Genomic DNA, 12,897 nt, shown 5'->3' with positions numbered 1-12,897 from the left:
GGTGTCGGGTGCAGCCTTGGCGGGGCGTCGGTCACCATGGATGGTGACCGCCGAGCTTACATGGAGGTATTCACAGCGACCCGACAAGGCTGTACCCGGCGCCCATCGCGGCCCAAAGCCACAACCGTAAACCCAGCCCAACAGGGTAACGCATGCCATGTACACAGAAGTGGCTGCCAACCAAACGATTAGCCCCTAAGCTAACCAGAACCGGGGTGATCCCCTGGGCAAAAAAGAACATAAAGCGGGAGCGCCCAAAAGGCGGTCTGAATGTTAACAAGACGATAAGAACAGGAACGGGTCCTATGAGTAAAAGCATCCATAAGCCAGGCTTTGTGCTGGGCGATGCCCTCGATATCCCCACCTTTAAAGTATTGAAGCAGGACGGCACCTTGTATAAGGGTGCGCAGGAGCCTGAGCTTGATAAAGCGATGGCGTTGAAGCTGTATGACGACCTGGTGTTCATTCGGGTGTTGGATGAACGCATGGTTGGGGCGCAGCGCCAGGGTCGCATTCCGTTTTATCTGGCTTCGCTCGGTGAAGAAGCGGCGAGCGTGGGCAGTGCGGGTGCCCTGAAGCCTCAGGATATGATCTTTGCCCAGTACCGGGAGCAGGGGGCTCTGCGCCACCGAGGGTTCAGTGTCGACCAGTTTATGGATCAGTGCTTTTCCAATGAGCGCGATCTTGGCAAGGGCCGCCAGATGCCGATTCACTACGGCAGCAAAGCGCTGAATTACAACACCATTTCCTCGCCCCTCGGTACCCAAATTCCACAAGCCGCCGGTTATGCCTATGGCCAGAAGCTCGACGGTATTGATGCCTGCACCATCTGTTATTTCGGTGAAGGCGCGGCCAGTGAGGGTGACTTTCATGCCGGCCTGAACATGGCGGCGGTGCTGAAATGCCCGACGATTTTTTTGTGTCGCAACAACGGTTATGCGATTTCCACGCCTTCGGCCGAACAGTTCAGTGGTGATGGCGTTGCCTCGCGCGGCATTGGGTATGGTATTGCTACGATGCGGGTTGATGGTAACGACTTGCTCGCAGTTTATGCGGCGACCGCTGCAGCTCGCGCCTATGCACTCGAACACAATGCACCGGTGCTGATCGAGGCGATGTCATACCGCCTCGGCGCGCACTCCACGTCCGATGACCCGACCGGGTATCGCTCCAAAGATGAAGAAGCCCAGTGGGCCAAGAAAGACCCGATTTTGCGCTACAAACACTGGCTAACGAACAAGGGCTGGTGGAGTGATGAGCAGGAGAAAACCCTCTACGCCGAACACCGGGCCAACATTCTGGCCGCGATGAAAGCTGCCGAAAAACGGCCGGTCCCGACCATTGATCATCTGATCACCGATGTTTACGACGAACCCACACCGCATTTGCGTCAGCAACTGAAGCAGCTGAAAGCGCACATGCGAAAATATCCGGATCAGTATCCAAAAACATCAGGGAGGTTGGACGCATGAGTCAAATGAATCTGTTACAGGCGATCAACAACGCCCTGATCACCGCCATGGAAAAAGACGATAAAGTCGTTTGCTTTGGCGAAGACGTTGGCCATTTTGGTGGCGTGTTTCGGGCGACCAGTCACTTGCAGGAAAAGTTTGGCCGGGCACGTTGTTTTAATACACCGCTGACCGAGCAGGGCATTGTTGGCTTTGCCAATGGCCTGGCCTCGCAGGGGCATAAGGCCATCGCTGAAATTCAGTTTGGCGATTACATCTTTCCGGCGTTCGACCAGATCGTGAACGAGACCGCCAAGTTCCGTTACCGCAGCGGTAACGAATTTAACGTTGGTGGCCTGACCATTCGCACGCCATACGGTGGTGGTATTCGCGGCGGGCACTATCATTCGCAAAGCCCTGAAGCGTACTTCGCGCACACTCCGGGTTTGAAAATTGTTGTGCCGCGCAACCCGCATCAGGCGAAAGGGCTGTTGCTGGCTTCGATTCGTGACGACAACCCGGTGATCTTCTTTGAACCGAAGCGTTTGTACCGCGCTGCCGTGGGCGACGTGCCTGAAGAGGATTATGAGCTGCCCATCGGCGTCGCCGAAACGGTGCGCGAAGGGCAGGATTGCACCTTGCTCGCCTGGGGCGCCCAGATGGAAGTGGCCAGCAAGGCTGCCGAGCGGGCAGAGAAAGAAGGGATTGATTGCGAAGTCATCGACCTGCGCAGCATCTTGCCCTGGGATGTCGATGCGGTGGTCGCCTCGGTGAAGAAAACCGGCCGCCTGGTCGTCACCCACGAAGCCCCGCTGACCAACGGTTTCGGCGCCGAGATCTCCGCCACAGTTCAGGAACAGGCGTTCTTGCATCTCGAAGCCCCGGTGAATCGCGTTTGCGGGCTCGATGTGCCCTATCCGTTGTCTCATGAGGCCGAGTACATGCCAGATGAGACCAAGGTTTTCGAAGCCATTGTCGCCACGATGAATTATTAAGGAGCAGGACCATGAAAGAAGATTTTATCCTGCCGGACATCGGCGAAGGCATTGTTGAGTGTGAACTGGTGGAATGGCTGGTCGAAGAAGGCGATACCGTCACCGAAGACCAGCCGGTTGCCGATGTGCAAACCGACAAGGCCCTGGTTCAGATACCCGCCAAACACGCGGGCCGGGTGCTGAAACGTTATGTTGAACAGGGCGAAATCGCGAAAGTACATGCGCCTCTGTTCGCACTGGAAATCGCCGACGAAGCGCCGGTTTCCACGAATAAGATGGACGAAAAAGCACAGTCGAAAACACCTGAAGCTGTGCAACCGACCGCTCAACCCGTAACGCAAAACGATTACGAAGAAGATTTTATTCTGCCAGACATCGGCGAAGGCATCGTTGAATGCGAACTGGTGGAATGGCTGGTCGAAGAAGGCGATACCGTCACCGAAGACCAGCCGGTTGCCGATGTACAAACCGATAAAGCTCTGGTGCAAATTCCCGCCAAACACGCAGGCCGCGTCGTAAAACGCTACGTCGAACAAGGCGAAATCGCCAAAGTGCACTCACCCCTGTTCCGGCTCGCGCTCAGCGATTACGAAGGCCATGCACCCACCGCCCCGGCTGTCGCTCAACCCAAAGCACCGGAAGCGGTGACGCAAACGCGCCAGAGCATCAGCAGCACCGATGAAAACCGGCGCAAGGTACTGGCAACCCCAGCCGTGAGACGCATCGCCCGCGAGCATGATATTGAGTTGGGTAACGTGCCGGCATCCGGCAAGAATGGCCGCGTACTGAAAGAAGACATGCTGCGCTTTATGGGTCAACTGGAAGACGAACCGGCAGCTAATACCAAGCCAGCGGAGTCAGTCAAACCCAAAGCAAAATCGGCCAGCAAAGGCGACGTCGAGGTTATTCCGGTCAAAGGCATGCGCGCCGCCATGGCGCGGCAGATGATGCATTCGGCCCAGACCATTCCGCACTTTACCTATTCGGAAGAAATCGACGTCACCGAACTGACCCGGTTGCGTCGTTCGCTGAACCAGCGACTGGAAAGCCAGGGCGTTAAGCTGACCGTGATGAGCCTGTTCATCAAATGCCTGTCCGTCGCACTCAAGCGTCACCCCATTGTGAACAGCCACATGAGCGACGCGGGCGATGAGATCCACCAGTTCGCCGACCACAACATCGGCATGGCGGTGGACTCACCCATGGGCCTGCTGGTACCGAACATTAAAGGTGTTCAAAACCTGAGCCTGGTCGACTTGGCCGATGAAATAAAACGCCTGACCGAGGCTGGTCGATCGGGTCGATTGAGCCCGGATGATTTGAAAGGCGGCACCATCACCGTGTCGAACATCGGCTCAATTGGCGGCACAGTTACCACACCCATCGTCAATGCACCGGAAGTGGCGATCGTGGGCATCGGTCGCTTGCAGCGTTTGCCACGACCCAATAAAAACGATGAACTGGAAATCCGAGACATTATTCAGGTCAGTTGGTCCGGTGACCATCGAGTGTTGGATGGCGGTACCATTGCTCGTTTCTGCAATGACTGGAAAGCGCTGTTGGAGCAGCCGCAAGAAATGGTTTTGTGGATGGTTTAGAAGTAAGTGGTGAAGTTGGTGCCGGGACGAATAGCTAGTGTCATGACTTGGAAATTCTTGATTATTGAACCACTAGTGAACTAAGGGCCGCCGGGTGCGCCTACTGGAGGTCGTTAGATCGCAGGGATGCGATCTTCGAGCCCCCATGGATGGGTTCACGGCGTGCCTCCAGTAGACGTGCGCGACAGTCCGTTTGCCACCAGATTAAAAAATAGCCACCAGCGAAAGTTGGCCGTCGAATTTCCTAGTCATGGCACTAGCAGCCCCAGGCCCGACAATACTCTGAGCCAATGGGGCAAAGCATCTTACTTCAACAAAAACCCACGTTTCTGCAGGAACGGCAACATGTGAGGCCGCGCTTCCTTTTGCAGCATGCCTGAGATCTGCTCACTCCAGCTCTGGCTCTTCGGGTTGCCGCTGCGGGTCGCGTAATAGTGGCGGACGTGTTCATCATAGTCTTTCACCGTCGCCACATCGTCTGGCTCATAACCGTTTTGCTTCAGCACCACCGAGACCGGCAGCCGGGGTTTGACCTCCGGGTTCTGATCCGGGTAGCCGATGCAGAGGCCGAAGACCGGGTAGACCAGGTCGGGCAGGCCAAGCACCTCGCTGACGCCTTGCGGGTTGTTGCGCAACGCACCGATGTAGCAGATGCCGAGATCCTGGGATTCGGCCGCGACGACCAGGTTCTGAGCGAACAGAGCCGCATCGACCGACGCGGTCAGGAACTGCTCGGTAAAACCGCTCAGCATGGGGGCATCGTGCATCTCGCAGGCTTGCTTGTGGCGGTTCATATCGGCACAGAACACGAAAAACACCGGCGCTTCATTAATGTACTTCTGGTTATTACCCAATTCCGCCAACTTGGCGCGCTTCTCCGGGTCCGTGACCTGAATGACTGTAGTCGTCTGAATAAAGCTCGACGTCGCAGCACCCTGGCCACAACGGATCAGATCTTCAACCAGCGTCTGCGGAACCGGTTTATCGGTAAAGGCACGAATCGAGCGGTGGGACTGGAGCAATTGGGTAACAGCGTTCATTCAAATCTCCGGATTATGGGTTCTACAACAGGTTCAGAGTACCATGGACGGGCTGGCCATGGTCGACCGCTTCGTTCCCGCAGCGCAACATTGGCTCGTGATTGTCTGAGGTGGTCCCCGGCCTTACACTGGCATGAACTCGACGTTAACCAACATCAGGCCCGCTCGCCATGCGTCACGATTCTCAGCAAGACGATTTTCCAACCAGCAGTGCGACAGACGAACCAGTCATCGAACCGATTCCTCTATGGGGAAGCGAACTGTTCATCGCAACCCTGGCAGAACACTCATTGATCGCCAGTCACCTGATTTCACACATCTATCGCCATCACGCACAGCACAAAACGGCCGTAGCCAGCGAGGTCGCGGTGGGTGCCAAGCAACATCTGTTCGAAAGCGAACTGGACTTTCTCGACGCAGACGACCTCGACGTTCAGGTGTTGAACCAGGCACTATCGTCCCTGGTTCTGGACATCGCCGCCTACGTCAACGAGGGTCACTGGCCCGAGGGTGCCAGCGCAGAGGCTACCATCACCGAAAGCTGGTATCACCTCACTCAAACGGGCGGCTACCACGATGCCCACTCCCACCCGAACTGCTCCTGGTGTGGTATCTACTACCTCGACGCTGGCGATACCGACTTTGACCGGCGCAGCGGCGTCAACCGATTCTACGACCCGAGGGGCAATGCCGATCATTTTCTGGATGCGGGGAGTCTCTATCTGAACGGGCAGGGCATTTACGACATTCAGCCAGTCGCCGGGCAGGTGGTGATCTTTCCGTCTTATCTAAAGCATTCAGCTCTGCCGTATTTCGGAAACAAAGACCGGGTTGTGGTGGCGTTCAATGCGAGAGTCGATTTCGCCTAGTGTCATGAGTGAGAAATTCGTGCTGATTAAACCACTGATGAGCTAAGGACTGTCGGGTGCGTCTACTGGGGGCCGTTAGACCGCAGGGACGCGGTCTCCGAGCTTACAGGGAGGTATTTACAGCGAGCCTCCAGTAGGCGTACCCGACAGTCCGATTGGCACCGCATTAAGAGTAGCCACCAAGTTGTATTTACCTGCGAATTTCTCACTCATGACACCAGGCAGCCACCTTACTTCGGATTCCGCCGTGTCAGGCTGAACAGGTCTTTGCGCCGGTCTTTTAAATTGGTGACCGAGCCTTCGCTGCGCACCAGCTTCAGTTTGTTGAAATCGAGATCCGAGAAGAAAATCATCTCGGTGTTGGGCGTGGTTTCGTTCAGCACCGCATCGTGCGGGAAGGCGAAATCCGACGGGCTGAAGACTGCGCTCTGGGCGTACTGAATATCGAGGTTTTCGATGGAGGGCAGGTTTCCTACGCTGCCACACAACACCACATAGCACTCGTTTTCAATCGCCCGGGCCTGGGAGCAGTGGCGCACGCGCAGGTAGCCGTTTTTAGTATCGGTCCAGAACGGCACGAACAGGATATCCATATCGTCATCAGCCAGTAGCCGGCTTAACTCCGGGAACTCAACGTCGTAACAGACCTGCATGCCAATGCGTCCGGCATCGGTGTCGAACACCGCCAGTTCGTTGCCACCCTCAATGATCCAGTCGCGCCGCTCCTGAGGCGTAATGTGCAGTTTGGCCTGGCGTTCCTGAGTGCCATCGCGGCGGAACAGGTAGGCAATGTTATACAGGTAGCCATCTTCATCGGCCTCAATCATTGAGCCACCGATGATGTTGATGTTGTAGCTGACCGCCATTCGGCTCATTTCGGTCTTAAAGCGTTCGGTAAAGGTACCCAGAAAGCGAATCGCCTCCACCTGATCGGTCTGATCGGTCAGGCCCATCAGCGGGGCATTGAACAGCTCCGGGAAGACGGCAAAATCACTCTGGTAGCCTGACAGCGCGTCCACGAAGTATTCAACTTGCTGCAATACGTCTTCAACCGACGCGAACTCCCGCATTTGCCATTGAACTGCGCCAACACGGGCATGGTTCCTGGTGTTATCGAGCACCCGGTCAGCCGGCTCATAGAGAATGTTGTTCCACTCAAGCAGCGTGGCGAACCCCAGGGATTTCTCGTCTTCCGGCAAATAACGCCGCATCAGGCGTTTCACCTGAAAATCGTTGGCCAGCTGGAACGACAGAATCGGGTCGTGTATTTCCTTGCGGGCGACCTGTTCAATGTATTCAGTCGGCTTCAAGTCGTCGGCGTGTTCGTGGTAATTGGGAATGCGACCACCGGCCAGAATGGCACGCAGGTTCAATTGCCGGCACAGTTCCTTACGCGAGTCGTAAAGCCGACGCCCCAGGCGGTGGCCACGGTAGTCGGGGTCGATCAGCACATCGAGACCGTACATGGCATCGCCACTGGTGTTGTTCAGAATGATCTCGCGCTGACCAATCAGGTCGTCGTATTTGTGCGGGTTGGAGAAGGTGGTGTAGTCCACCAGCACGCTCAGCGCCACGCCGACCAGTTCACCATCGTCGTCAATGGCGATCTGGCCGTCCGGAAAATCCTTGATCAGCCGGTTAATGGTGTCTTCCGGCCAGGCACCGCCAATATCGTCGTATACACGGTCCATCAGTTTCTTGAGTTGGGGGTAGTCACCCACCACCAGATTACGCAGGTGAAGGTGGAGATCGTCAGATTGCATCATCGGCTATGTCCTGAGGGTGTCGCTCGCATTCCGGTGCCAGGGTTGGCCTTTTGCCTTTGGTTCGTGTCGGCAACCGGATTGGCCTATCCGGGGTCGGCATGGACCCATCCATGGGGCCTAGGCTTCGGCATCCATGCCTCAGACTTCCCCGGATAGGTCAATCCGGTCACCGCCACTTGGTATGGTGCCAACGTAGAATGCGAGCCAAAAAAAGAATTGGATGTTCAGTTTATCAGTTTGTCTGGGGGTCTGCAGAGAAGCTGAGGCTTGTAGAATGCAAGTTCAGAATTGGGGACCAGTTGAGTGTCAGGTGCTGGGTTCACTTATCTGGGGTAGTCTGAAGCATGGATGCTTCAGTCTAGGCCCCATGGAAGGGTTTACGCCGACCCCAGATAAGTGAACCCAGTGCCTGACACGGACTCCTCGCACCAGAGCCAACTCGAACTCCGCAGCTGGCACAGTAGAAAAGTTAGCCGAAGGGCGGAACGCCGATTAGCCACTGGTGAGCCCAGAAGGCGAACACGACATAGGCGATGAGGCCGCCGGCCACGGCGAATACATCGCATTTGGCGCTTTTGACCGGGTATTGGGTATTGTTTGCCCGATCTTTACGGCGGGCATGAATGAAATACATCACGCCCCAGGCCAGGAAGCTGCCGAACAGGAGAATATCAGCCAGGGTGCCGTTGGCAATTAGATGGGCAATGGCCCAGGTTTTTACCGACAGTACCATGGGGTGACCGAACCGGGCTTTGATGCGGTTGCCCGGCACATAAGCGGCGGCAAGAAAAACGAAGGCTGGTATCATCAGCAGCGCCGAGAGGTGGCGGGTCCAGCCGGGGGCGAACCAGAGCCAGACCGGCTCGAGCCGGGCCATGCCGTAGCCCCAGATGATCAGGCCAAAGCCTAGCAACGAGAGCAAACTGTACAGACCTTTCCAGGGCATCAGACCCATTTGGCGAATCATCGATTCGCGCCATTGCGGAGCCAGAATGTGGGTGGAATGCATGCCGAGAAAAATAACCAGGCCGATGACCAGTGCGATCATGTTAAATCCTTTTTGACACGGTTTGGGTAGGGAACCGCTACAGATTAGCGGAGCGCAAGCGGGCTGTACACCGGCTGATAGTCACCAAGTTGAACTTCTTCCGGTAGCTGCGGCGGTTTATGGCCTGACCGGAGGGTAGGGCGGTGTTTAGCCCTCGGGGTGGTCCAGCTCGATGATGCGTTCAAGCATGCCCAGCAACCACTCCTTTTCACCCTTGTTCATCACCTGCTCAAAATGCGCTTCATGCGCCAGTACTTTCTTGTGCAGGTTCTCGGTAAACCGCACACCGTCATCCGTTAGAAACAGGGCGTAGGAACGCCGGTCTGAATCCGACTGACGGCGCTCGATCAGCCCCTGCTTTTCAAGTTTATCGACCGCCGACACCATGGCCGAGCGGTCGGTATCAATGGCGTTGGCCACGGCGGTTTGCGTCAGCCCCGGGTTATCCCGCACCACACACAGAATACCAAACAGACCCGGTGTAACGCCCTGTTCGGTGCAGGTGGCCGTGAAATTCTCGAAATAGGCAAGCTGCGCCCGGCGTAACCGGTAACCCACCAGACTGTTCAACAGGGTGGCATCTATTTTTTGGGTGTCCTGGGTCATCGGGGCTCCTGTTGATGTGCCAGTGTTGGGGTAAATTTCGTTCCCGCCGGGGAACAAAGCATCCATATTACCATTTCAAGTTTCACAGTTCATAACGCGGGCTTCACCGAGACTGAATACTGAGTGCTGGTTGCCGGGTATCCCGATCCGGGGAAGTCCACAACATGGATGTTGTGGTCTAGGCCCCATGGATGGGTTAATGCCGACCCCGGATCGGGATACCCGGTGGCCAGCACGGGCGATTGGCACCGTAGCAGACCGAGAAAGAGTAAAACCAGCGTCCGGCAAGAACTCCTGGCACAAGGTTCAACTACCCGTCAGTACCAGCACGATCGCCGGGAAGAAAATGACCAGTGCTACCACCACCAGGTCGGCCACCAAAAAGGTACTGACGCCCTTGAAAATATCGACCAGACTTGCGTATTGGCTGGCGACGCCGCGTATCACAAAGATGTTCATGCCCACGGGCGGAGTGATCATCCCGATCTCCAACAGTTTTACCAGCAGCACGCCAAACCAGATCAGGCTGATGTCGTATTGCTCGAAAATCGGCATCAGAATCGGCAAAGTGACCAGCATAGCGCCGAAGGGTTCCATAAAGAGCCCGAGGAACAGATAGATCAGCACCACCACCAGCATCAGTTGAAGATAGGTCGGGTCCCAGCCCGAGACCGCCTGGGAAATGAACCCCGCTAAACCACTCAGACTGAGGAAAACCGTAAACATACTGGCGCCCACCCCGATGATCAGTAACGACGCTGTAGTCGACAGGGTTTCCAGCAATGACGTCCGAATCAGCCCCCAGCTCAGCTTGCCCAGCACGGCTGAAATGATGATGGCACCGGCCGCACCGATGGCACCGGCTTCAGTCGCTGTGAAAAAGCCACTGAACAGACCGCCGAAGACCATCAACCCCAGCAACAACACCGGCCAGATTTCGCGAATGGCCTGGGCCGGGCTGTAATCGTAAGCGCCTTCGAGCTTGCGCGGCACAATGTCGGGCCGGCGCCAGCTGACCAGCAAAATAACAATGGTGTAACTGAGTGCGGTCAGCAGACCAATGGTGATGCCACCGAGAAAGACCTGAGTAATGGATACTTGCGCAAACACGCCGTAAACGATCATCAGAATGCTCGGCGGAATCAGCGCACCAATAGTGCCACCGGCGGCGATGGTGCCGCAGGCAAAGCTCGGCTTGTAGCCGCTGTTGACCATCTCCGGAATCGCAATACGGCCCATGGCCGCTGCGCAGGCCAGGCTTGAACCCGATACCGCTGCAAACCCCGAGCTGGCAAAAATACTGGAAATCGCCAGGCCACCCGGCAGCCAGCGAAACACCACCTTGGCCGCGTTGAACAGCCCGGCAGTGAGGCCCGCGTGGTAACTGACAAAGCCCATCAGCAAAAACATGGGCACGGCGCTCAACGTCCACTTGGCCACAAAATCATAGGGCGTACCGGCGAGCATGCCGATGGCCACATCCCAGTTAATCATCCAGGTCACACCGCCAAGCGAGACCGCCATTAACGCCAATGCCACTGGCACCCGCAAAGCCAGCAACACCAGCAAAGCAACCAGACCGTAAAAACCGATTTCAACCGACATGGTGAATCCTTACTCCGGAGCGTTGGATGAGGTGGTGGCCGAGAGCGTCGTCACCAGTCGAATCAGGCAGACGAGGCACGCGAGGGCAAACGAGATGGGAATAACGAAATAGGTTGGCCAGACCGGCATCGGGAAATCGAGCGACATAATATAGGCACCGCGTTCAAATTGTTCGACGGCCTTGGTCCAGGTCGCCACCATAAAAATACAATAAATGAGCAATGAAATAACCGCGACCAACACATCCGTCCAGGCTTTGAAGCGGTCACCCAGCATATCGCTGACGGCTTCAACCGCGATCATATTGCGCTGATGTTCCACCCAGGCCAGCGGCAGCAGGGCGAGCGTGATCATGTAGTAGCGGGTGACAATTTCCAGCGTGGCAGGAATGGAATACGACAGGGTGCTGCGCAATATCACATCCGCCGTAACATGGATCAGCATGGCGGCAATGCCCAGGGTGCCCAGCAATGCCAGGGCCCGAGACAACTGATCGGCCAGGCGATTTAATCCGGTGATCGACATCGTGTAAGTCACTCATGTCCTGATAGAAATTGATAAAAAAAGGCGACGACCTGTGGGTGCGCCGCCAACTGCTTAAGTCAACAATAGATCAGGGAATGGTTACTGAACACCATAGGTAGAAAAGTCGACCTTGGCCCAGACTTCTTCATTAACCCGTTCCGCAATGGCTTCCGGGTCGTTGTCGAGTTCGTTGGCAATGGCCGTCCATTTATCAACCAGGGTGGTGAATTGCTCCAGCTTGGCTTCGACGTTATTCAGGTTATAGCGGGATTCGGCATCGGCGATCACCTGAGCCATGTCGTCTACAACAAAGGTGGCCGTCGCATCCAGCAATGCCTGGCTGGGTTCAACAAACTCGATGCCTTCACTGCGGGCCAGTGCTTCGGCTTCGGCAGGCATTTCGTGGGCCCAGCGCTGCGTTGCCAGAGCGCTCGACAGACTGGACGACTCGGCCAGCATCTTGCGATCCGCTTCGCTCAGGCGCGCCCAGCTGTTGCGACCGAAGGCATGGGAAATGGTGGAGTGGTAGGTGCCCAGGCGAATGGTGGTGATGTGGGTGATCACATCGTCGAGCCGGAACGAGATCAGATCGGCCGAGGACGCGATGGTGCCATCGAGAATACCCTGGGAAATGGCTTCGAACGTTTCACCAACCGAGGTGTTGGAAGGTGATGCACCCATGGCGCTGGCCCAGCGAGCATACTGTGGGTTACCCGCACGCAGGCGCAGGCCCTGCATGTCGTCGAGGTCACTGACCGGTTCTGTGGTCAGCAACTGGTAGAGGTCGGAAGCGTGGCTGCTGGTGTACACAATGCCCAGGCTTTTCAGGTTTTCCTGGCAGTCGGCGCAGTTGACGATGTAGTCGGTCATGGCCGCGCCCATCGCCTGGGAGTTGGTGCCCTGGAAAGAGAGGTCACCGACCAGATTGATTTCGGGCAGATCCGACGGGAAATAAGCGGGCAGGAACATGCCGGCATCGGCCAGGCCACTGGTTACGGCATTGCGCATGTTGCCCAGGTTGGCCACTTCGGTGCCCAGAATGTTGCCGGTCATCCGGTTGCCGGTCTTTTCGGCCAGTTGGTCCTGGAAGCTGGTAAACAAGGGGGTGTGGCCCGGGTGAGCCGGTGGCGTGCCCGGAGCCAGGCGCAGGTTTTCGGCGTGAGCGGCCTGAGTGGCAAATGCTAGCGCAGCGGCGCTGAGGGTCAGGGTGGCAAGAAATCCGGTAGTACGCATCTTGGTAACCTCTTTTGTGTCTTGTTGTATTTGTGGGTCGTGCCGGTGTTTCATCGGCGCCGTCAGGCACCGAGCAAAGTCTGTGTTGTTTATGTCATACATTGTTGTGCTTATCAACATAAATAGCGTAAATCTTGGATGGCCTTATGCCCTCTGAGGAG

The 12,897-nt window shown here is 56.4% G+C and carries 11 protein-coding genes; 4 read left to right on the top strand and 7 right to left on the bottom strand.

Annotated features, from left to right (window positions below; all coding sequences use genetic code 11):
• The first annotated feature begins 305 nt into the window (after positions 1–305).
• Genes ABJT94_RS20575 through ABJT94_RS20565 form a run of 3 tightly spaced genes read left to right on the top strand, consistent with a single transcriptional unit; the run spans position 306 to position 4,044 of the window.
• Complete coding sequence (locus ABJT94_RS20575; protein WP_348476628.1) at positions 306–1,472, top strand: thiamine pyrophosphate-dependent dehydrogenase E1 component subunit alpha; 1,167 nt, start codon at positions 306–308, stop codon at positions 1,470–1,472.
• On the top strand, positions 1,469–2,446 hold the full coding sequence (locus ABJT94_RS20570; protein ID WP_348476627.1) for an alpha-ketoacid dehydrogenase subunit beta: 978 nt from the start codon (positions 1,469–1,471) through the stop codon (positions 2,444–2,446). Before ABJT94_RS20575 ends, ABJT94_RS20570 begins: the two co-directional genes overlap by 4 nt.
• 11 nt (positions 2,447–2,457) lie before the next feature.
• A complete protein-coding gene (locus ABJT94_RS20565; protein ID WP_348476626.1) occupies positions 2,458–4,044 on the top strand; it encodes a dihydrolipoyllysine-residue acetyltransferase in 1,587 nt (528 codons plus the stop codon).
• Positions 4,045–4,349: 305 nt separating this feature from the next.
• Here ABJT94_RS20565 and nfsA read toward each other — a convergent pair whose 3' ends face one another.
• A complete protein-coding gene (gene nfsA / locus ABJT94_RS20560) occupies positions 4,350–5,084 on the bottom strand; it encodes an oxygen-insensitive NADPH nitroreductase (RefSeq protein ID WP_348476625.1) in 735 nt (244 codons plus the stop codon).
• Positions 5,085–5,254: 170 nt separating this feature from the next.
• Between nfsA and ABJT94_RS20555 the strand changes: the two genes are divergently transcribed.
• The gene (locus ABJT94_RS20555) at positions 5,255–5,953 is read left to right on the top strand and encodes a putative 2OG-Fe(II) oxygenase (RefSeq protein WP_348476624.1); all 699 of its coding nucleotides are present in this window, start codon (positions 5,255–5,257) and stop codon (positions 5,951–5,953) included.
• A gap of 230 nt (positions 5,954–6,183) precedes the next feature.
• Here ABJT94_RS20555 and ABJT94_RS20550 read toward each other — a convergent pair whose 3' ends face one another.
• The 6 genes from ABJT94_RS20550 to ABJT94_RS20525 all read right to left on the bottom strand — a co-directional run bounded on the left by ABJT94_RS20550 (position 6,184) and on the right by ABJT94_RS20525 (position 12,736).
• A complete protein-coding gene (locus ABJT94_RS20550) occupies positions 6,184–7,716 on the bottom strand; it encodes a bifunctional GNAT family N-acetyltransferase/carbon-nitrogen hydrolase family protein (protein WP_348476718.1) in 1,533 nt (510 codons plus the stop codon).
• Positions 7,717–8,188: 472 nt separating this feature from the next.
• Entirely contained in the window at positions 8,189–8,767 is a 579-nt protein-coding gene (locus ABJT94_RS20545) for an NnrU family protein (protein WP_348476622.1), read from the bottom strand.
• A gap of 147 nt (positions 8,768–8,914) precedes the next feature.
• Entirely contained in the window at positions 8,915–9,373 is a 459-nt protein-coding gene (locus ABJT94_RS20540) for a MarR family transcriptional regulator (RefSeq protein ID WP_348476621.1), read from the bottom strand.
• Positions 9,374–9,679: 306 nt separating this feature from the next.
• Entirely contained in the window at positions 9,680–10,978 is a 1,299-nt protein-coding gene (locus ABJT94_RS20535) for a TRAP transporter large permease subunit (RefSeq protein WP_348476619.1), read from the bottom strand.
• 9 nt (positions 10,979–10,987) lie between these two features.
• A complete protein-coding gene (locus ABJT94_RS20530) occupies positions 10,988–11,515 on the bottom strand; it encodes a TRAP transporter small permease (RefSeq protein ID WP_348476618.1) in 528 nt (175 codons plus the stop codon).
• A gap of 87 nt (positions 11,516–11,602) precedes the next feature.
• Positions 11,603–12,736: a C4-dicarboxylate TRAP transporter substrate-binding protein gene (locus ABJT94_RS20525; RefSeq protein WP_348476616.1), complete on the bottom strand. Its 1,134-nt coding sequence runs from the start codon at positions 12,734–12,736 to the stop codon at positions 11,603–11,605.
• Positions 12,737–12,897: the final 161 nt, after the last annotated feature.

Origin of the sequence: Saccharospirillum sp. (assembly GCF_039982735.1) — a bacterium.
GTDB lineage: Bacteria > Pseudomonadota > Gammaproteobacteria > Pseudomonadales > Natronospirillaceae > Saccharospirillum.
The sequence above is the reverse complement of the archived record's forward strand: the minus strand, read 5'-3'. Positions and strand labels throughout refer to the sequence as shown.

What these genes read in the sequence shown, in the direction of transcription:
- ABJT94_RS20575 (WP_348476628.1), top strand. Translation starts at nt 306, where the DNA reads ATGAGTAAAAGCATCCATAAGCCAGGCTTTGTGCTGGGCGATGCCCTC.
- ABJT94_RS20570 (WP_348476627.1), top strand. Translation starts at nt 1,469, where the DNA reads ATGAGTCAAATGAATCTGTTACAGGCGATCAACAACGCCCTGATCACC.
- ABJT94_RS20565 (WP_348476626.1), top strand. Translation starts at nt 2,458, where the DNA reads ATGAAAGAAGATTTTATCCTGCCGGACATCGGCGAAGGCATTGTTGAG.
- nfsA (WP_348476625.1), bottom strand. Translation starts at nt 5,084, where the DNA reads ATGAACGCTGTTACCCAATTGCTCCAGTCCCACCGCTCGATTCGTGCC.
- ABJT94_RS20555 (WP_348476624.1), top strand. Translation starts at nt 5,255, where the DNA reads ATGCGTCACGATTCTCAGCAAGACGATTTTCCAACCAGCAGTGCGACA.
- ABJT94_RS20550 (WP_348476718.1), bottom strand. Translation starts at nt 7,716, where the DNA reads ATGCAATCTGACGATCTCCACCTTCACCTGCGTAATCTGGTGGTGGGT.
- ABJT94_RS20545 (WP_348476622.1), bottom strand. Translation starts at nt 8,767, where the DNA reads ATGATCGCACTGGTCATCGGCCTGGTTATTTTTCTCGGCATGCATTCC.
- ABJT94_RS20540 (WP_348476621.1), bottom strand. Translation starts at nt 9,373, where the DNA reads ATGACCCAGGACACCCAAAAAATAGATGCCACCCTGTTGAACAGTCTG.
- ABJT94_RS20535 (WP_348476619.1), bottom strand. Translation starts at nt 10,978, where the DNA reads ATGTCGGTTGAAATCGGTTTTTACGGTCTGGTTGCTTTGCTGGTGTTG.
- ABJT94_RS20525 (WP_348476616.1), bottom strand. Translation starts at nt 12,736, where the DNA reads ATGCGTACTACCGGATTTCTTGCCACCCTGACCCTCAGCGCCGCTGCG.